General features: G+C 61.1%; 16 protein-coding genes. 8 read left to right on the top strand and 8 right to left on the bottom strand.

Annotated features, from left to right (window positions below; genetic code table 11):
• Nucleotides 1-1064 (bottom strand): UDP-glucose dehydrogenase family protein (locus AB7813_RS00005; RefSeq protein WP_441227820.1); only part of this gene is annotated, 1064 nt, incomplete at its 3' end.
• Nucleotides 1065-1243: 179 nt separating this feature from the next.
• On the opposite strand from AB7813_RS00005, the gene AB7813_RS00010 reads away from it, so the two are divergent.
• The 3 genes from AB7813_RS00010 (at nucleotide 1244) to ahcY (ending at nucleotide 5480) form a co-directional block, all read left to right on the top strand.
• Nucleotides 1244-2599, top strand: coding sequence for a hypothetical protein (locus AB7813_RS00010; protein WP_068738171.1), 1356 nt, complete (start codon nucleotides 1244-1246; stop codon nucleotides 2597-2599).
• 60 nt (nucleotides 2600-2659) lie between these two features.
• Nucleotides 2660-3853 carry a methionine adenosyltransferase gene (gene metK, locus AB7813_RS00015; RefSeq protein ID WP_089268239.1) on the top strand — a complete coding sequence of 398 codons (1194 nt, stop codon included), beginning with the start codon at nucleotides 2660-2662 and terminating at the stop codon, nucleotides 3851-3853.
• A gap of 205 nt (nucleotides 3854-4058) precedes the next feature.
• Nucleotides 4059-5480, top strand: coding sequence for an adenosylhomocysteinase (gene ahcY, locus AB7813_RS00020; protein WP_320443641.1), 1422 nt, complete (start codon nucleotides 4059-4061; stop codon nucleotides 5478-5480).
• 72 nt (nucleotides 5481-5552) lie between these two features.
• On the opposite strand, the gene AB7813_RS00025 is transcribed toward ahcY, so the two are convergent.
• The 4 genes from AB7813_RS00025 to AB7813_RS00040 form a co-directional block, all read right to left on the bottom strand.
• A complete protein-coding gene (locus AB7813_RS00025; RefSeq protein ID WP_441227821.1) occupies nucleotides 5553-6518 on the bottom strand; it encodes a lysylphosphatidylglycerol synthase transmembrane domain-containing protein in 966 nt (321 codons plus the stop codon).
• A gap of 158 nt (nucleotides 6519-6676) precedes the next feature.
• Nucleotides 6677-7375 (bottom strand): fumarylacetoacetate hydrolase family protein, encoded by a 699-nt coding sequence (locus AB7813_RS00030; RefSeq protein ID WP_441227822.1) that lies wholly within the window; start codon nucleotides 7373-7375, stop codon nucleotides 6677-6679.
• 78 nt (nucleotides 7376-7453) lie between these two features.
• Nucleotides 7454-9256 (bottom strand): ABC transporter ATP-binding protein, encoded by a 1803-nt coding sequence (locus AB7813_RS00035; protein ID WP_441227823.1) that lies wholly within the window; start codon nucleotides 9254-9256, stop codon nucleotides 7454-7456.
• 245 nt (nucleotides 9257-9501) lie between these two features.
• The gene (locus tag AB7813_RS00040; protein WP_441227824.1) at nucleotides 9502-10311 is read right to left on the bottom strand and encodes an outer membrane protein; all 810 of its coding nucleotides are present in this window, start codon (nucleotides 10309-10311) and stop codon (nucleotides 9502-9504) included.
• 292 nt (nucleotides 10312-10603) lie between these two features.
• On the opposite strand from AB7813_RS00040, the gene AB7813_RS00045 reads away from it, so the two are divergent.
• Entirely contained in the window at nucleotides 10604-11626 is a 1023-nt protein-coding gene (locus tag AB7813_RS00045; protein WP_441227825.1) for an AraC family transcriptional regulator, read from the top strand.
• An 8-nt stretch (nucleotides 11627-11634) separates the two neighbouring features.
• Here AB7813_RS00045 and galE read toward each other — a convergent pair whose 3' ends face one another.
• A complete protein-coding gene (gene galE, locus AB7813_RS00050) occupies nucleotides 11635-12648 on the bottom strand; it encodes a UDP-glucose 4-epimerase GalE (protein ID WP_439061319.1) in 1014 nt (337 codons plus the stop codon).
• A 115-nt stretch (nucleotides 12649-12763) separates the two neighbouring features.
• Here galE and AB7813_RS00055 point away from each other — a divergent pair, with 115 nt between their 5' ends.
• Nucleotides 12764-13822 carry a glycosyltransferase family 4 protein gene (locus AB7813_RS00055; RefSeq protein WP_441227826.1) on the top strand — a complete coding sequence of 353 codons (1059 nt, stop codon included), beginning with the start codon at nucleotides 12764-12766 and terminating at the stop codon, nucleotides 13820-13822.
• Here AB7813_RS00055 and AB7813_RS00060 read toward each other — a convergent pair.
• Both AB7813_RS00060 and waaF read right to left on the bottom strand, forming a co-directional pair.
• Nucleotides 13804-14334 carry an HAD family hydrolase gene (locus AB7813_RS00060; RefSeq protein ID WP_441227827.1) on the bottom strand — a complete coding sequence of 177 codons (531 nt, stop codon included), beginning with the start codon at nucleotides 14332-14334 and terminating at the stop codon, nucleotides 13804-13806. The two genes, AB7813_RS00055 and AB7813_RS00060, sit on opposite strands and share 19 nt — an antisense overlap.
• Nucleotides 14331-15404: a lipopolysaccharide heptosyltransferase II gene (gene waaF / locus AB7813_RS00065; RefSeq protein WP_441227828.1), complete on the bottom strand. Its 1074-nt coding sequence runs from the start codon at nucleotides 15402-15404 to the stop codon at nucleotides 14331-14333. The genes AB7813_RS00060 and waaF overlap by 4 nt, the downstream gene beginning before the upstream one ends.
• Before the next feature lie 191 nt (nucleotides 15405-15595).
• Here waaF and rfaD point away from each other — a divergent pair, with 191 nt between their 5' ends.
• Genes rfaD through AB7813_RS00080 form a run of 3 tightly spaced genes read left to right on the top strand, consistent with a single transcriptional unit; the run spans nucleotide 15596 to nucleotide 19972 of the window.
• On the top strand, nucleotides 15596-16576 hold the full coding sequence (gene rfaD, locus AB7813_RS00070; RefSeq protein WP_441227829.1) for an ADP-glyceromanno-heptose 6-epimerase: 981 nt from the start codon (nucleotides 15596-15598) through the stop codon (nucleotides 16574-16576).
• 22 nt (nucleotides 16577-16598) lie between these two features.
• Nucleotides 16599-18068 (top strand): D-glycero-beta-D-manno-heptose-7-phosphate kinase, encoded by a 1470-nt coding sequence (rfaE1, locus tag AB7813_RS00075; protein WP_441227830.1) that lies wholly within the window; start codon nucleotides 16599-16601, stop codon nucleotides 18066-18068.
• On the top strand, nucleotides 18065-19972 hold the full coding sequence (locus AB7813_RS00080) for an SDR family NAD(P)-dependent oxidoreductase (protein WP_441227831.1): 1908 nt from the start codon (nucleotides 18065-18067) through the stop codon (nucleotides 19970-19972). The genes rfaE1 and AB7813_RS00080 overlap by 4 nt, the downstream gene beginning before the upstream one ends.
• Nucleotides 19973-20027 lie beyond the last annotated feature (55 nt).

Genomic DNA, 20027 nt, shown 5'->3' on the forward strand with positions numbered 1-20027 from the left:
ACTGGATCGTAGGCCTGCACGGTCGCGCCGAGATCCTGAAGCGCGGTGATCAAGGGGATCGACGGCGCCTCGCGCATGTCGTCGGTGTTGGGCTTGAACGTCAGTCCGAGCACGCCGACGGTCTTGCCGCGCAGATTGCCGCCAAGCGCGGCAGACACCTTGCGGGCCATGGCGCGCTTGCGGCTATCGTTGACGGTGAGGACTGCCTCGACGATCCGCAGCGGCGCATCGTAGTCCTGACCGGTCTTGACCAGTGCGCGGGTATCCTTCGGAAAACACGAGCCGCCGAAGCCGGGGCCTGCATGCAGGAACTTCGCGCCGATGCGGTTATCGAGGCCGATGCCACGCGCGACGTCCTGGACATCCGCGCCGGTGCGCTCGGCCAGATCAGCGATTTCATTGATGAAGGTGATCTTGGTCGCGAGGAACGCGTTGGCGGCGTATTTGATCAGCTCGGCCGTGCGCCTACCCGTATACATGATAGGCGCCTGATTGAGATAAAGCGGACGATAGATCTCCGAGATCACCGCGCGCGCGCGATCGTCGTCGGTGCCGACGACGATCCGGTCGGGATGCTTGAAATCGCGGATCGCGGCGCCCTCGCGCAGGAATTCCGGGTTTGACGCCACGGCGACGTCGGCGTCGGGATTGGTTTCCTTGATGATGCGTTCCACATCGTCGCCGGTGCCGACCGGCACGGTCGATTTGGTGATCACCACGGTAAAATCGCGCAGGTTGGCGGCGATCTCGCGCGCGGCGGCATGCACGTAGCTGAGATCGGCGTGGCCATCGCCGCGGCGAGACGGGGTTCCGACCGCGATGAACACAGCATCCGCCGTCTTCACGGCCTCACTGAGGTCGAGACTGAAGCCGAGCCGGCCGCTTTTCACATTGCTGGCCACCAGCGCGTCGAGGCCGGGTTCGAAAATTGGAATCTCGCCACGCAATAGGGCGTCGATCTTGCCGCTATCCTTGTCCACGCAGGTCACGTGGTGCCCGAAATCGGCGAAGCAAGCGCCGGACACGAGGCCGACATAACCAGTGCCAATCATGGCGATATGCATGGGAGATTGCCTTTGTCTTGAAGATCATTCTGAAGAGCGGTTCGCGGCTGCGTTTTAGCAGAACACCGTGACTTGCACACCGCAGCGGCGATGCCGGATCACGTATATCATTTGTGGGCAGATCGTGCTAAATAGTGGGGCAGGAATAATTCTGCCCACTTTCGGTCATATCTCCGCGCATGAAGAACGATCAGATCCTCGGAATCATCTCCGATTTTTGCCGACAGGCGGAGATGGCGGAGTCGACCTTCGGTCGCCGGGCCGTCAATGACGGCAAACTGGTCAACCGTCTGCGCGAGGGCAAGCGCATTACCATTGATACACTGGAGCGGATCCAGGCCTTCATCGCCCAGTCGATGCCGGAGGGCGTACCGCCGCCACGCGGGCTGGAGCCGCCGATCGAACGGCGTGATCCGCGCAGCAATTTCCGCTTCTTCGAGAACCGGCAGAAATACCTGCTGTTTGTCCATACCTGCTCGGAAAAGCGGGTGATTGCCGACCGCGTCGGGCTCGAATTGGCCAGCATCCATCCGCGCCCCCCAGCGCTGCGGGTGTTTGATGCCGGCGTCGGCGACGGCACAGTTCTGGCGCGGGTGATGCGCTCGATGCACGGCCGTTTTCCGCATATGCCGTTCTACATCGCAGGTAAGGAGCTCAGCCTGGAGGATGTGCGACTGACCCTCGACAAGGTGCCGGATCGGTTGTTCGAACATCCGGCCACGGTCTTCGTGCTGACCAACATGCATTATGCCGAGGCGCCCACATTGACCCCGGCATCGCCGGCCGCCGCAGCCGCCATGATCTGGCACGAAGTTCCGCTGCGGGGGGCTTCGTCGGGCGAATTCGCCGACCAGATTGCCGGACTTGGAGCTTTTCTTGAGGACAACTGGCGGGCCAGCATCAACCCTCGATCAGGCATGCCGACCTATGAACGGCCCGTGGCGCTGGTGGTTTATCGCGAGGATCATCGGTTCCTGCTGGATTCGATTATCCCCCGCGCAGGGCGCACGGAGGCCAATTTTGACCTAATTATCGCCTCCCAGCCCTATCGGGCGAAGTCTTCGGTACAATTTCGGGCCAAACGGATCATGGCGCCGCTGGCCCGAGCGCTGCGGGCAGGTGGGCGACTGATCGGTATCCACTCGCATGGGCAGGACCCCGGTATGGAGATCGTCCAAGCCGTCTGGCCCAAAGAAAATCCTTTCGCCGTGAGCCGGCATGAGCTATTGCGGGCGGTGAAATATGAGCTGGGCTCAGCCGGCCGCGATCTGAACTTCAATGCCTATTCCGACCAGCGGTCGATCTTTCGCTACGCCATGGAGGCGCTGCCGAACGAGGTGACCGGATCGATCGGAACATCGACGGCTTTTGCAGCGTGGAACGCGGCGGTCTACGTGGCTCAAATCGAGGATGACCGTTTGACGGAAGTAACCCAGAGCGGCCGTTACCTGGATGCCACCCGAGAGGTTCTGCGCAAGCACAACGGTCTCTGGTTCTACGACGAATCCTACGTCATCTCGCGGCGTCGCGACTGACATTTCCGGAACAATGTGACGAAGGCTGCCGTACCCGGCGCAAATAAAGAGGACCAGTTGATGCGCGCGTCTTATCTCTTCACCAGTGAATCGGTTTCCGAAGGCCATCCCGACAAGGTCTGCGACCGGATCTCCGACGAGATCGTCGATCTGTTCTTCCGCGAAGGCCCGAAGGCGGGCATCGATCCTTGGGATATTCGCGCTGCCTGCGAAACCCTAGCCACCACCAACAAGGTTGTGATCGCCGGCGAGACCCGCGGTCCATCCACCGTCACCAACGACCACATCGAAGCCGTCGTTCGCGCCGCCATCAAGGACATCGGCTACGAGCAGGACGGTTTCCACTGGAAGACCGCCGACGTCGAGATTCTGCTGCATCCGCAGTCGGCCGATATCGCACAGGGCGTCGATGCCAAGCAGCCGACCAATGCTGAAGAAGGCGCTGGCGACCAAGGCATCATGTTCGGTTACGCCACCAACGAAACGCCGGAGCTGATGCCGGCGCCGATCTTCTACGCGCACAAGATCCTGCGCTTGATCTCGGAAGCCCGTCACGCCGGTACCGAGAAGGTGCTTGGCCCGGACTCCAAGAGCCAAGTCACCGTGCAGTATGAAAACGGCAAGCCGGTCGGCGTGCGCGAAATCGTCGTCTCGCATCAGCATCTCGTCGAGGACATGACCTCGAACCAGGTGCGCGAACGCGTCGAGCCCTACGTCCGCAAGGCGCTGCCGGATGGCTGGATCAGCGACAAGACGATCTGGCACATCAATCCGACCGGCAAGTTCTTCATCGGCGGTCCCGATGGCGACGCAGGTCTCACCGGCCGCAAGATCATCGTCGACACCTACGGCGGCGCAGCCCCGCATGGTGGCGGTGCATTCTCGGGCAAGGACTCCACCAAGGTGGACCGTTCGGCTGCTTACGCTGCGCGCTACGTCGCCAAGAACATCGTTGCCGCTGGTCTGGCCGACAAGGCGACGCTGCAGCTCGCTTACGCCATCGGCGTGGCGCGACCGCTGTCGATTTATGTCGACACCCATGGTACCGGCAAGGTCGCTGACGATGCCATCGAGAAGGCCGTTGCTGCCGCGATGGATCTGACGCCGCGCGGCATCCGCAAGCATCTCGACCTCAACAAGCCGATTTACGCCCGGACGTCGGCCTATGGTCATTTCGGTCGCACGCCGGATGCCGACGGCGGATTCTCCTGGGAGAAGACTGATCTCGTCGATGCGCTGAAGCGCAACGTCTGATCTTACTTTCCGTCTCCCAAAGCGAAGCTTTGCGCAGTGGGAGAGGGTGCCTTCGCGAAGCGAAGGCGGGAGAGGGCCTACGACCAGCCCCCTCTCCGAACCGAGTATGTCGTGACCGTCTGTGCAGCCCTCTCCCGCGAGGGGAGAGGGCGCAATTATGAGCGTCCGCGAGAACCTCTCGCACTATAGGAACAAGGATTCAAATATGACCGCCCCCAACGGTTTCACCGACTACATCGTCAAAGACATCAACCTCGCCGCCTTCGGCCGCAAGGAGCTCTCGATCGCCGAGACCGAGATGCCAGGCCTGATGGCGACCCGCGAGGAATACGGCCCGAAGCAGGTGCTGAAGGGCGCCCGCATCGCCGGCTCGCTGCACATGACCATTCAGACCGGCGTGCTGATCGAGACGCTGAAGGCACTCGGCGCCGACATCCGCTGGGTCTCGTGCAATATCTATTCGACGCAGGATCACGCCGCTGCCGCGATCGCGGCGGCCGGCATCCCGGTGTTCGCGATCAAGGGCGAAACGCTGACCGAATACTGGGACTACACCGCAAAACTGTTCGACTGGCATGGCGGTGGTCACCCCAACATGATCCTCGATGACGGCGGCGACGCCACCATGTATGTCCATCTCGGCCTCAAGGCAGAGAACGGCGACACGGCGTTCCTCGATAAGCCTGCTTCGGAAGAAGAGGAAGTGTTCTTCGCGCTGCTCAAGAAGCAGCTCAAGGAGAAGCCGAAGGGCTATTTCAAGGCCATTGCCGAGAGCATCAAGGGCGTCTCGGAAGAAACCACCACGGGCGTGCATCGCCTGTACGACATGCAGAAGGCCGGCACGCTGCTGTGGCCCGCGATCAACGTCAACGACTCCGTCACCAAGTCGAAGTTCGACAACCTCTATGGCTGCCGTGAATCGCTGGTCGACGGCATTCGCCGCGGCACCGACGTGATGATGTCGGGTAAGGTAGCGATGGTCGCCGGCTTCGGCGACGTTGGCAAGGGCTCGGCTGCTTCGTTGCGCCAGGCCGGCTGCCGCGTGATGGTCTCGGAAGTCGATCCGATCTGCGCGCTGCAGGCGGCGATGGAAGGCTACCAGGTCGTCACGATGGAAGATGCCGCGCCCCAGGCGGACATCTTCGTCACCGCGACCGGTAACAAGGACATCATCACCATCGAGCACATGCGCGCGATGAAGGATCGTGCCATCGTTTGCAACATCGGTCACTTCGATAACGAGATCCAGATCGCGTCGTTGAAGAACCTGAAGTGGGACAATATCAAGCCGCAGGTCGACGAGATCACGTTCCCCGACGGTCACCGCATCATCATGCTGTCGGAAGGCCGCCTCGTGAATCTCGGCAATGCCATGGGTCACCCGTCCTTTGTGATGTCGGCATCCTTCACCAACCAGACGCTGGCACAGATCGAACTCTACGCCAACAACAAGGACGGCAAGTACAAGAAGGAAGTCTACGTGCTGCCGAAGTCGCTCGACGAGAAGGTCGCCATGCTGCATCTCGCCAAGATTGGTGTGAACCTGACCAAGCTGCGCAAGGACCAGGCCGACTATATCGGCGTGAAGCAGGAAGGCCCGTTCAAGTCGGACCACTACCGCTACTGAGTTCGGTCTGCCGTATTGAATAAGAAAAGCCCCGGAGCGATCCGGGGCTTTTGCTGTCTATGTTAAATGGCTCTATCCGCTTTTGTCCGGTGGCAGTTTCGCCCTCTTTCGCTCAAAGCTCTCGGCGCCTAGGATCCAGAACAATCCGCCGGTTGCTCCTACGATGAACGACACGATCCCAAACAGTAGCGAAACATTGATGCCCTCGTTGGCTGCCAGGCCAGCATAGGCGAAAGCGAGGCCCATGGACGCCTCCCGCACGCCCCAGCCTGCTATCGAGACGGGGATCATCGTAACAATTATGACCGGAGGGATAATCTGCGCGACCTCTACGAAGGTCACTGGCGCCGATATTGAGCGGACAACGCACCAGACGACAATCACCGTCAGGACATGGATCAGAATTGATAGTAGCGTGATGAGAGGGCCTTGCGTTCGATCGAATATCAGGCGGTTTGCAACAACGGCACACGCATGAATATGACGCAGGAACCAGAGCCGCCTGAGCCATTCGACTCGCAGGCCTCCAAAAATAAGAAATCCGAAGCCGGCCGCAAGCGCCAAAACGTCGATCATAACCAACGCCGACCGACCGACGGAATCGTTGATGAGCGTGTAGCTCCAGGGCAGTGTCACGAGGATCAATAGCGCGAGCGCCAGGAAACCGAGTGCACGATCAACGAAGATAGAGTAAGTGGCAGCGCGCCATCCAGCGCCACCACGGGCCACAAGCCACAAGCGCATTGCATCGCCGCCTATCGAAGATGGCAATGTCTGATTGAAAAAGGTGCCGATCATATTGAAGCGAAATGCTTGGGACGTTGCGAGAGGTGCATCGCAAACGGCACAGATCTTTCGCCAGCGAATGGCGCTGAAAAAAATGGAGACATAGGTAAGAAGGATTGCGAGCAGCAGCCAACCGAAACTGGCAAGATCGATGCGGGAAATCAACTCCGTGAAATTCACCTTTCGCAAGGCAAAATAGAGTAGAGCGAAGGTGACAAAAAGCTTGATAGCCAAGACCAAAATACGGCGCATTACGTCTGCTCTTATCTTTTGAAGCCCAGCTTCGTTGAGCTCGCATTTCTGTCGTGGTTTCTTCGCTTCTAGTCCCAATGGTGAAGGAGGCAACGAGGCTCAACCTACCGATTCACGACGTTGAATCCAGTCGAGCCTCCTCAATGGGGCGAAGAGGGCTAGGCGAGCTTTGTGATTTGAAAGTTCAGCGTGCCGATGCCATCGACGCCGCATTCAACCTTGTCGCCCGGCTGAAGCGCAGCAACACCGGCCGGGGTGCCGGTCAGGATCACGTCGCCGGCACCGAGTTCGACCTGCAGCGACAGCTTGGAAATGATCTCGGCGATGTTCCAGATCATCTCGGACAGGTCGCCCTTCTGACGTTCGGTGCCGTTCACGGAGAGCCAGATCTTGCCTTTGGAGGGATGACCGACCTTGGATGCCGGGACGAGCGCGCCTGACGGCGCCGACATGTCGAACGACTTGCCGATTTCCCAGGGCTGCTCTTTCTTGCGCGAGATGGTCTGGAGGTCGCGGCGGGTCAGGTCGACGCTGACGCCATAACCCCAGACGTGATCCAGCGCCTTTTCCGGCGAGATGTTGAGGCCGCCGCTCTTCAGCGCGACGACGAGCTCGACCTCGTGCTGCATGTCCTTGGTCAGCGTCGGGTAGGGGATCTCGCTGCCATCCGGTACGATCATGTCGGCGTGTTTGGCGAAAAAGAAGGGAGGGTTGCGCTCGTCATTGCCGAGTTCGCGGATGTGCTCGAGATAGTTGCGGCCCACGCACCAGACACGGCGCACCGGGAATTTCGAAGTCTCGCCCTGAACGGCGATGGCGGCCTGCGGCGGAGGTGCGATAACGAACGATGCGGTCATGGACGGCTCTCGGGCTGGTTGTGAAGGCTGGGATCAAAACGACTGCCGCGCTTGCGCGGCAGAAAACAGAAGCAAGTCTTACGCCGACGCCTCGAGCGGGGCCAGCGGCGAAGCATCACGATGTTGCAAACGGAAGAACGAGGCGTAGCGCCCGCCACGGCGCAGCAGATCGTCGTGGCGGCCGCGCTCGACGATCTCGCCGCCTTCGACCACCAGAATGGCGTCGGCATGCATGATGGTGTGCAGGCGGTGGGCGATCACGATCGTGGTGCGATTCTGGCAGAGATGCTCGATGGCTTCCTGCACCGATTTTTCGGATTCGGAATCCAGCGCTGCGGTAGCTTCGTCCAGCAGGATGATCGGTGCGTTCTTCACCAGCGCGCGCGCGATGGCGATGCGCTGGCGCTGGCCGCCGGAGAGTTGCGCGCCGTGCTCGCCGACGGGCGTTTCGTAGCCCAACGGGAAACCGAGGATGAAATCATGGGCGCAGGCGGCCTTGGCTGCCGCGACGATCTCGTCTTCCGTAGCTCCCGGTTTGCCGAAGGCGATGTTCTCGCGGATGGTGCCGCGGAATAGATAGACATCCTGTCCGACATAGGCGGTCTGGCCGCGCAGCGAGCGACGGGAGACCTGACCGATCGACTGGCCATCGATGGTGACGTCGCCTTCGCTGACTTCATAGAGACGCAGCAGCAGTGCCAGCACCGTGGACTTGCCGCCGCCGGAGGGCCCGACCAGCGCGGTGACCTTGCCGGGCTCGGCGACGAAGCTCATGCGGTTGAGCACGACCTCGTTGGGGCGATAGCGGAACGTGACGTCCTGCAGCTCGACGCGGGCATCGGTCAGCTTCAGCGCCGGCTTGTGGTCGTCATTCGGCTCGGAGGCTGGGCTATCGACGATTTCCAGCAGCGTATGCGCGCCAATGATCTGACTGTTGAGATCGATGTTCAGCCGCGCCAGGCGCTTCGCCGGCTCGTAGGCCAGCAGGAAGGCAGTGACGAAGGAAAAGAATTGACCGGGCGTTGCGCCCATCGCCACCACGCGATAGCCGCCATACATCAGCGACGCGGCGATCGCGAAGCCGCCGAGGGTTTCCATAAGCGGGCTGGAGCGGCTGGAGACGCGCGCCATCTTGTTGGCGTTCTGCTCGACAGCCGTGATGCTCGCTTCCATGCGTTGTTGCATGATCTGTTCGAGCGTGAAGGCCTTCACCGTGCGGATGCCCTGCAGCGATTCCTGCATCACTTCCAGAATCTCGGTGGTGCCAGTGAACTGGTTGCGGGCAAGGCCCTTGATGCGCCGGACCAGCTTGCGCAGCACCAGCATCGCGGGTGGCGCCACCAGGAAGCCGAACAACGCCATATAAGGATCCTGCATCACCATCACGCCGACTAGCGCGATCAGCGACAGCAGGTCGCGGCCGACGGCGTTGATCAGCAGGCTGAGCACCTGTGTCACCGAATTGGCGCCGGCGGTGAGCCGCTGCAGGAATTCTGACGAATGCCGCTCCGAGAAGAAGCCGATGCTCTCGTTCATCAGCTTGGCGAACAGCCGGCGCTGATTGTTCGCGACGATGGCGTTGGAGATCTTCGAGAGAATGACGGTATGGCCGTAGGTCGAGGCGCCCTTGATCAGAAAGATCACCACCACGAAACCCGAGAACAGCGCGATCCGCTCGATGCTCTTGTCCACATAGGCCTGGTTGATGACCTCGCCGAGCATGTAGGCGGCGCCCGCGGTGGTGGCGGCGGAGACGGCCATCAGCAGGAAGGCTAAGAGGTAGCGCCGCCAATAGGTGACCGCCTGTTCGGCGACCAGACGGCGGATCAGCGCCCAGGCGCCGTAGGGATCGTCAGTGACTTTGCGAGTAATCTTGGCCATCCGCGGTCCAGCGACGGCGCCGGGCAGGGATTTGCCGAGCGTCAGGGTCAGCTTGCGAAACAGCCGCCTGATTGCCCGTTAAATCGCGGTTTTTCAAGCCAAAATCGGGCTTGCCAAGACTTTGTTAACCCGTTGGCCCGGTGGCGTCCGCCGCCGGATTCGGGCCGATTTGGTCCCAGAATCTCTCGGAAGCACGGCACGCGACGGGTACGCGCCGTGCTTCCGGTTGGCGGGGTGTAACCCGATCAGAACCGGTAATTCACACCCGCTTTCATGGTGTGGAACCTGGTATCGACCGCGATGCTGGAGTTGGAGGAGAAACCATTGGCGACGTCGTTGACGGCGGTGGAGAACAGCGTGCTCCGGCCGAGATCCACATAGAGATATTCGGTCTTGAACGACCACTGCGGGGCGAATGCATATTCGAGGCCCGCGCCGGCGGTCCAGCCCCACCGTGTCTGGCCGGCTGACACCGCCGCAACCTGGCCGAGCACACCATTCGGGCCGGTCAGAGTAAAGTTCCCGTTGGTGTTGACCCGGCCATAGGCGCCGCCGCCGGTGCCGTACAGGAACACGCGGTCCCATGCATAGCCGAGCCGTCCGCGAATCGTGCCGAACCATTCGACTTCGGAGCCGGTGCCGAATGCCGCGGACGTAGTCACGCCGTTATTGTTCAGCGTCTGATTACCCTCGAAGCGGCCCTTGATACCGGACCACTGGAAGTCGGTCTCGATGCCGACGACCAAGCCGCCGTTGTATTGATAGTTGTAACCAGCCTGTCCGCCGCCGAAGAAACCGCTTGAGGTTAGGCTGAATTTACCCGCGGTGCTGGCAACCAGAGGATCAGTTTCGGCCTGCAACTGCCGCTGTGTAGCCTGAAATGGATAGTCGAACTTGTCGCCGCCGAAACCGACATTGGCGCCGACGTAGAAGCCTGTCCAGGAGAACACCTGGACGGGCGCGACTGGCGCCTTCACCGGATAGGGCATGTCGGCCGCAACGGCAGGAACGGCTGCACCGATAAGCAGTGCTGCGCCAGCGAATACTCTCTTCATGATCAGGCCCCTCAGTTTCTTGCGCGCGGCAAGTGATTTCCGATGCATCGCCGTCATCGGCGATCGCATGTGAAGTGTCGTCGAGCCAAGGCATCTGCGAATGATGCCGGGACTCGCGGCTTCCACGTGCACAATGACAGGGCTGGCGGAGAGGTCTTGTTCATGCACGTAGCAGATTTTAGTTCTCGCGCACTGCCACTAAACTTCGCGTCGATGTGGCGTTGTCGCAACAGCACATATGCGCACTACACCAATACGGTCCCAGGATTGCGTTTTGCATTGACGAGCATTCGTGCGTGATGAGATCGTCTGGTGCTGCTACACTAATGGTCGGAAGCGAGTTGGACGTATGCATCAAGCCAGTTTCGTCTCAGATGGGTTTGGTCCGGAATTACCGGATCACCAGAAATTCGCGCTGTGGTGCGAAAACATGGAAGCGCTCACCTGCTGCGTGGACATCACACGTGCTGAAGAACGGCCGTTCTCGGCGTTCGTGCATTGGGCAGATTATTCGAATGTGCGGGTCACCCGGTTCGGCGGCACGTTCAGTCGAATCCGGCGATCCAGAACGGCAATCTCGCGCGGACCGGACGATGATTTCTGTTTGATGTTTCATCGAGGCGAGGGGACGCTGGTTGTCGATCAGGTGGGGCGCGAGACGGCCTTGTCGTCTGACCGCGCATTTATTGGTACAAACGGACGTCCGGCCGATTTGCGGTCGGATGCGAATTTTTCGTCGACGACGCTGACTGTCAGTAGGGAGCGCCTGTTGCCCCTCATTGGCAATGTCGACGATCTCCTGATCCAGCCGCTCGACGAACGGCGCGCAGTCGTGGCCCATTTGCGGCGCTACATCGAAATCTCTGTCGATCTCCTGCGCGATCCGCATGATTCGGAGCTCGACAGCCATATCAGCACGACCCTCCTGGATCTGACTGCGCTGGCGCTTGGCGCGCGCGGTGACGCCGCGCAACTCGCTTCGATGCGCGGTCTGCGCGCGTCACGGACGCAGGAGATTATTGCTGAGATCGACCGCCATTTCGCCGATCCGGATTTTTCAGTGGGGCAGGTCGCGCGTCGGTTGGATTTGTCGCCGCGCTATCTCCAGGACCTTCTGCAAGATACCGGATCGAGTTTCACCGAACGCCTTCTGGAGTGCCGTCTGCAACATGCAATGCGTTTGCTGACGAGCGAGCAGGGCGATCGGCTGAAGATCAGTGAGATCGCGCTGGCCAGTGGCTTCAACGAGATCTCATACTTCAATCAGCGGTTTCGACGGCGTTTCGGAGAGACGCCGACGCAGTGCCGGCGCTGATCGGATGCTTAGGCCGACTTCGCTATCAATTCGATCCCATAGCGCTCTCGGGCTAGCTTTTCTTCCCAGGCCAGTGCGTGCCGGGCGATCGTTTCAAGATCGTCGTATTGCGGTGTCCAGTTCAGCGTGGCGCGGATCCGGGACGTATCGGCGATCATGGTCATGATATCGCCGTCGCGGCGCGGAGCGTATTGAACCGCGAAGTTTCGGCCCGATGCTTGTCGCACGGCCTCGATGGTTTCCAGCACCGAATAGCCGCGGCCATAGCCGCAATTCAGGGTGGTCGATGCTCCGCCTTCGCGCAGGTAGCTCAGCGCGGCGCGGTGGGCCTGCACAAGATCGCTCACATGGATGAAGTCGCGGATGCAGCTTCCGTCGGGCGTCGGATAATCGGTGCCGAACACGTCGATCTTGCTGCGCTGACCGGTTGCGGCCTCGACTGCGATCTTGAGCAGATGCGTCGCGCCCATGGTGGCGAGGCCCGTGCGGCCCTGCGGATCGGCACCGGCAACGTTGAAGTAACGCAGCACGACGAATTCCATGCCATAGGCCGGGGCGATGTCGTGCAGCATGATCTCGGTCATCAGCTTCGATGACCCGTAAGGTGACAGCGGCCTCGTCGCCGCATCCTCCGCCACCGGCGTGAAATCGGGGTTGCCGTAGACGGCAGCGGTCGACGAGAAGATGAAGCGCTTGACGCCGCATTTCACCGCCGCGCTGAGCAGGTTGCGCGTCGTCATCGTGTTATTGCGGTAATAGCTGAGCGGGTCGCGCATCGATTCCGGGACGACGACAGAGCCTGCGAAATGGATGATGGCGTCGATGCCGTGTGCGGCGATCACGCCCTCGACAAGATTTTCGTCAGCGACATCGCCGATGAACAGCGGAACGCCTTCGGGGAGATAGGTGGAAAAGCCCGTCGACAGGTTATCGATCACGACGACGCTCTCGCCGGCTTCCACCAGCGCATGGACCATGTGACTTCCGATATAACCGGCGCCGCCGGTGACAAGGACGGTCATTGGATTTACTCACTCTCCCGTTTTGGGAACGCTATCGCGCCCGGGATGAAGAGTGGGTTTCGACGGCCGGCAACTGGCCACTATGCTTAATGTTGCGTATAGGAAATCGGGCGAAATGGAGTCACCTGTGCCGATTGCGGGCAAAACGGCCGATAAATTGCAGCTGATCGTCACGAATCTGCACTGGCGCTACTCCGGTGTGACGGCGACCAATCGCATGGTGGCGCCGAAACTCGCAGACATGTTCGATGCGGCTTGGCTTGGATCCGACGCGCCCGCCGGCATTGCGCGCATGGATATCGGCGACCTCGTGAAATTGTGGCTGCGCCGCAAGCCTGTGATCTGGCACGCGCGGCGCAACAACGAGATGATTGCCGGCGTTCTGCTCAAGGCGCTCGGGTGGCCGCTGAAACTGCTCTTCACCTCGGCAGCGCAGCGCCATCATACCTGGATCACACGCTGGCTGATCAGCCGGATGGACGCCATCATCGCGACGAGCGATATTTCCGCATCATATCTGAAGCGATCGGCGACCGTGGTGACGCATGGTGTTGATACCGATCGCTACGCGCCGCCTGTCGATCGTGCGGCGGCGTTTGCGGAAACGAACCTTCCGGGGCACTACGCGATCGGCTGTTTCGGCCGTGTGCGTGCGCAGAAGGGCACCGATCTGTTTGTCGAGGCGATGTGCGAGTTGCTACCGCGCTATCCCGATTTCATCGCCGTCATCGTCGGGGCAATCACGCCGGACCAGATCGGCTTTGCCAATGACCTCAAGAAGAAGATCGCCGATGCCGGTCTGCAGTCGCGCATCGTTATCACCGGCGAGTTGCCGATCGAAGAGGTCGAGCGATGGTATCAGCGCCTGACGATCTACGCTTTCACTTCGCGCAATGAAGGCTTCGGTCTGACGCTAATCGAGGCGATGTCGGCGGGGGCCGCGCTGGTCGCAACACGTGCGGGCGCCGCGGAGATCGTGGTCGAGGAGGGCGTGACCGGCAAACTCGTGCCGACCGGCGATGCGGCGGCACTCACGCTGGCATTGGAGCCGCTGATGCGCGATCCCGATGCCGCTGCAGCCATGGGCATACATGCGCGCCAGCGTGTGCTCGACAAATTCAGCCTTGATGCGGAAGCGCGGGGAATCGCTGAGGTTTATCGCAGGCTGCTCTGACCCTGCAGGATATCCGCGACGAACGCATCCAAGTCTCCACCTGCAAACAGGAAGCCGGGCAGGTGCGCAGCCTTGGCCGCTTCGATATCCGAATCGCGGTCGCCGATGGCAAAACTGCCTTTGCGTTGCACAGGCCAGTGCTGCATCAAATCGAGGATCATGCCCGGGCTCGGCTTGCGCCAGTGATGATCTTCCAGATAGCCCGCAACTGATCCGGCCGGATGGTGTGGGCAATAGCGGACGTCATCAATGCGGGCGCCTTGTGCGGCGAGTTCGGAACGCATCCACTTAAACAGCGTGTTGAGTTCGTCTTCGGTGAAATAGCCTCGTGCGACGCCGGACTGGTTCGAAAATAGGAAGACGAAATAACCGGCATCATTGAGCCGGCGAATGGCCTTGGCCGCGTTCGGCATCCAGCGAATGCGATCGGATGTGCCCATATAGCCGTCGTCGTAATTGATGACGCCGTCGCGATCCAGAAACGCTGCGGGTTTTGTCTGCGCGGTCGTCATATCTGTGCGCTTCTGTTGGACGCCTCGGCCATCACGCTTTGGATAATCTCGGCGACATCGTCGGCCGGAATGTGCCGCATGCAAGCATGGTTGTTCATGGTGCAGACCGGTCTGTGACACGGCTGGCACGGAACGATGGTCTTGGTCTGCACGGTCGCCGCCAGCGGATTGAGCGGTCCCCAAAGCTGCGGGCTGGTCGGTCCGAAAATGCCGATGGTCGGCGTGCCGACAGCCGCAGCAATATGCATCAGACCGGAATCATTGGCCACGGCGACATTGGCGGCGGCAATGCCGATCACGCCATTGCGCAGGTCGCCCGTGGTGAGGTCGCGAGCGCGGGGACCGGCGGCGGCAATGATCTCGTTGGCGAGGTTCTTCTCGCCGGGGCCGCCGATGACCCAGACGTCCAGCCCGCGCTCGACCAGCAGTTTTGCCGCCTCGGCATAATAGGTCCAGCGCTTGGACGAGCCCACCGAGCCGGGCCCGAGCGCCACGGCCGGGCCGGTTCCCAGCCCATTGGCCTGCCGCCAGCGCGCGATTTCGTCGGCGGGCACGCGGAACTGGGGCACCGGCCATTCCGGCGGCAGCGGCGTGCCGTCTGGCAGCGCCAGCGCGCATTTCTTGTCGATCATGCGCGGCAGCTTCTTTTCGCCCCAGCGCCACTGGTTGATCAGGCCGAAGCGCGCCTCGCCCACAAAGCCGATGCGCTCCGGGATGCCCGCCAGAGCGGGTGCCAGAGCCGATTTCCAGGTCCGCGGCATCACCAGCGCGGTGCCATAGTTCCGTGCGCGCAGGGTGGCCGCCAGTTCCCATTGCTTGGCGAGCGCGAGCTGGCTGCGAGGCAGGTCCCAGACGATGCCTGCACGCACGCCCGGCATGTAGTCGACCAGCGGGGCGACCAGTCTGGTCACCAGCAAATCGACCGGCCGGTTCGGCCAGCGCTCCTTCAGGACCCGGACGACCGTATGACCCCGGACGAAATCACCGATCCACATATAGGGCACGATCAGGATCGGCCGGGTATCGTCCGGATCGACCATCACGCCCTGGTATGGGGAATTTACGTTCATTCTTTCAAAGACTTCGCTGTTCTGCCGCGGGCTATATCCGGCCACGTCGGTACCCGCTCCATTCGGACAGGTAAAGCCATTTGGGATGTTTCCAACCATGTCCCCATGGCGGCGACGAACATCCCGTTGCCCAAGTTGCCTGTGGGGCAGGGTTGAGGCAAAGGTGGGTCAATCATGAGATCGGGGACTTCATGCTGCTTGTGACCGGAGGGGCCGGTTTTATCGGATCGAATGTCGTGGCCGCGTTGAACGACGCCGGCCGCGCGGACGTGGCCGTCTGCGATGTGCTCGGCCATGATGGAAAATGGCGTAATCTCGCCAAGCGGCAACTTGCGGATGTGGTGCCGCCAACCGAACTGATGGACTGGCTGAAGGGCCGCAAGCTCGATGCGGTCATTCATCTCGGCGCGATTTCGGAAACCACCGCGACCGACGGTGATCTGGTCATCGAGACGAACTTCCGGCTGTCGATGCGCTTGTTGGACTGGTGCACGGCCAATGCGACGCCGCTGATTTATGCATCGTCCGCTTCGACCTATGGCGACGGCGCGCACGGTTTTCGCGACGAGCAGACCGTTCCGGAACTCAAGAAACTGCGGCCGATGAATCTCTACGGCTGGAGCAAGCACCTGTTCGACCTCGCCGTCGCCGAGCGCGTCGCCAAGGGCGAGAAGATGCCGCCGCAATGGGCCGGTCTGAAGTTCTTCAACGTGTTCGGGCCGAACGAGTATCACAAGGGCTCGATGATGAGCGTGCTGGCGCGGCGCTTCGACGACATCAAGGCCGGCCGCGGTATTCAGCTGTTCAAGTCGCATCGCGAGGGCATTGCGGACGGCGATCAGCGCCGCGACTTCATCTATGTCGAGGACGTCGTTCGCGTGATGATGTGGCTGCTGGCGTCGCCCTGTGTCAGCGGCATCTTCAATGTCGGGACGGGAACCGCGCGCAGCTTCAAGGACCTGATGCTGGCTGCCTACACTGCACTCGGCACCAGGCCGAACATCGACTATATCGACATGCCCGAGCAGATTCGCGGCAGCTATCAGTACTTCACGCAGAGCGAAGTCGATCGGTTGCGCGGCGCCGGCTACAACGGCGGTTTTACAACATTGGAAGATGCCGTCTCCCACTATGTGAAGGGCTTTCTCGATCAGCCCGATCGCTTCCGCTGAACGCGCAACAGGTACCGGTGTGATGTTTGATTTCGACGCCCTGTCGCACGCGATTGCCGATCAGACGGTGCTCTGTGTCGGCGATCTGATGCTCGACGAATTCGTCTATGGCGAGGTGTCGCGCATTTCGCCGGAAGCGCCTGCGCCGGTCATCGCGGTTCAGCGCAGCGAGATCAATATCGGCGGTGCCGGTAATGTCGCACGCAATATTGCAGCCCTCGGAGCGAAATGCATCTTTGTCGGCCTGGTCGGTGAGGACGATGCCGGCGCAACGCTCAAGAATGCGCTCGCGCAGGAGCCTCTGATCGAAGCATTGCTGGTTACGGATTCATCGCGTCCGACGACGCGCAAGGTGCGCTTCGTGTCCGAGCATTTCTCAACACATATGCTGCGCGCCGACTGGGAACTGGCTGCGCCCGCGTCCGCCGCCATCGAGAAGCAATTGATCGATACAATTTTGCCGCAACTCGCGCGCGTCGACATCGTACTGCTGTCCGACTACGCCAAGGGTGTGCTGACCGCGCGGGTGATCCGCAACGTCGTCGATGCGGCGAAGAAGCTCGGCAAGCGCGTCATCGTCGATCCCAAGAGCACAAATTTTGCGATCTATCGCGGCGCGACCTTGCTGACGCCGAATCGCAAGGAATTCGCCGAGGCAACGCGCAGCCGTGCAGACAGCGACACCAACATCGCGACCGCCGCGCAGGAAGCGATGATCCTGGCGGACTGCGCCGCGATGCTGGTAACCCAGAGCGAGCATGGCATGACGCTGGTGCCACGCGATGGCGAGCCCATCCATGTGCCGGCGCTGCCGGTCAAGGTGCGCGACGTCTCGGGCGCCGGCGATACGGTGGCGGCGATGCTGGCTGTGGCACTGGCGGCCGGGGCTGACTGGGAAGCAGCATTGCGCGCGGCAACTGCCGCAGCAGCGGTCGCTGTCAGCAAGAAGGGGACGGCGGTGGTCACACCGTCCGAACTGCGTCGCCGGATTTTGCCGCATGCATTTCTGGCCGCCGAAGAAAAAATCGTGGCATCGACTGAGCTCAATGCGCAACTGGCCGACTGGCGCAAGCAGCAGTTGCGGATCGGTTTCACCAATGGCTGTTTTGACATCCTGCATCCCGGCCATGTGAAGGTTTTGACGGCAGCGCGCGCGACCTGTGATCGCCTGATCGTCGGCCTTAACAGCGACGCGTCGGTGAAGCGTCTGAAGGGCGAGGGGCGCCCGGTGCAGGACGAACGCGCTCGCGCAGAAGTGCTTGCGGCGCTGGAAGCGGTCGATCTGGTCGTGATTTTCGGAGAGGATACCCCACTGAACCTGATTACGCAGATCGCGCCGGCGACGCTGGTCAAAGGCGGCGATTACACGCGAGAGCAGGTGGTCGGCCATGAGGTTGTCGCCGCCAACGGCGGAGAGGTGATCCTGATCGATATCCTGCAAGGCCACAGCACGACGTCGCTGGTCGAGCGCGCGCGCAGCGGACAGTCATGACACGCATCACACAGTTTTCTGCCCGCAACTGGCTGATTGCGACGCATGACGCCATCGTCACGGCGGCCGCGGTCGTTCTCAGCTTCGTGCTGCGTTTCGATGGCGAAAATCTGTGGGATCGGCTGCCGCTGCTCCTGAAGATCCTGCCGTACTTCGTCGTCTTCAGCTTTTTCGTCTGTTATCTGTTCAATCTGACGACGACGAAGTGGCGCTTCATCTCGCTGCCCGACTTGCTGAATATCATCAAGGCATCCACGGTGCTGACGGGCGCGCTTCTGGTGCTCGACTACATCTTCCTGGCGCCGAACGTGTACGGCACGTTCTTCCTCGGCAAGACAACGATCATCATCTACTGGTTCATCCAGATATTCTTTCTGAGCGGATCACGACTGGCCTATCGCTATTTTCGTTATACACGTACGCGCAATCAGGCGCGCGCGATGGATGCGTCACCGGCACTGCTGATTGGTCGTGCGGCCGATGCCGAGGTGTTTTTGCGCGGCATTGAGAGTGGTGCCGTCAAGCGAATGTGGCCGGTCGGCATCTTGTCGCCAGCGATGTCCGATCGTGGACAGGCGATCCGAGGCGTGCCGGTCCTGGGCGGCATCGACGATCTCGGCAATGTCGTTGATGACTTCAGCACGCGGCAACGCCCGATCGAACGGATCGTGATGACGCCGTCGGCGTTTGAAGCGGAGGCGTTACCTGAGTCGGTATTGATGCGTGCGCGCAAGCTCGGGCTGACGGTTAGCCGGATTCCGTCACTCGAGGAAAGCCGCGATACGCCGCAATTGGCGCCGGTGGCAGTCGAGGATCTGTTGCTGCGACCGAGCGTCAAGATCGACTATGCCCGACTGGAGAACTTCGTGCGCGGCAAGGCGATCGTCGTGACCGGCGGCGGCGGCTCGATCGGCTACGAGATCTGCGACCGCGTCATCACGTTCGGCGCGGCACGGCTGCTCATTATCGAGAATTCAGAACCGGCGCTTCATGCGGCTATGGAAAAGCTGGCGGCCAAAGTCACCAGCGCAGCGATCGAGGGCCGCATCGCCGATGTCAGGGACCGCGAGCGCATTCATCAACTGATGATCGCCTTCAAGCCGGATGCGGTGTTTCACGCAGCCGCGCTGAAACATGTGCCGATCCTGGAGCGTGACTGGGGCGAGGGTGTCAAGACCAACATCTTCGGTTCTGTGAATGTCGCCGATGCGGCGCTCGCATCGGGCGCTGATGCGATGGTGATGATCTCGACCGACAAGGCAATCGAGCCGGTGTCGATGCTCGGTCTCACCAAGCGTTTTGCCGAGATGTATTGCCAGGCGCTCGATGGCGACGCCATCAGCGGCAGTGACGCCAAATCACCCATGCGGCTAATCTCGGTGCGGTTCGGTAATGTTCTGGCGTCGAATGGGTCCGTCGTGCCGAAGTTCAAGGCGCAGATCGAAGCCGGTGGGCCGGTGACGGTGACGCACCCCGATATGGTGCGCTACTTCATGACCATCCGCGAGGCCTGCGATCTAGTCGTCACCGCGGCAACCCATGCGATGAATGCGCAGCATGCCGATGCATCGGTCTATGTGCTCAGCATGGGGCAACCGGTGAAGATCGTCGATCTCGCCGACCGCATGATCCGGCTGTCCGGTCTTCAGCCCGGCTACGATATCGATATCGTGTTCACCGGTGTCCGACCGGGCGAGCGGCTCAACGAGATATTGTTCGCCGAGCAGGAGCCAACCAGCGAGATCGGTATTGCCGGCATCGTCGCTGCCCGCCCGAACGAACTGCCGCTGGAGACGCTGAACAGCTGGCTTGCGATCTTGCGGAAAGCCATTGAGGCGGATCAACACGAGGTCGCTGTGGCGACGCTGAAGGATGCGGTGCCGGAATATCGGGCGCAGGCTTGACGACGTTAGCCTGTTCGAAATTTTATGCGAGCAAGTAGACTTGACGAGGAGAGGG

The sequence above is a fragment of the Tardiphaga sp. 20_F10_N6_6 genome, assembly GCF_052076045.1.
Taxonomy (GTDB): domain Bacteria; phylum Pseudomonadota; class Alphaproteobacteria; order Rhizobiales; family Xanthobacteraceae; genus Tardiphaga; species Tardiphaga robiniae.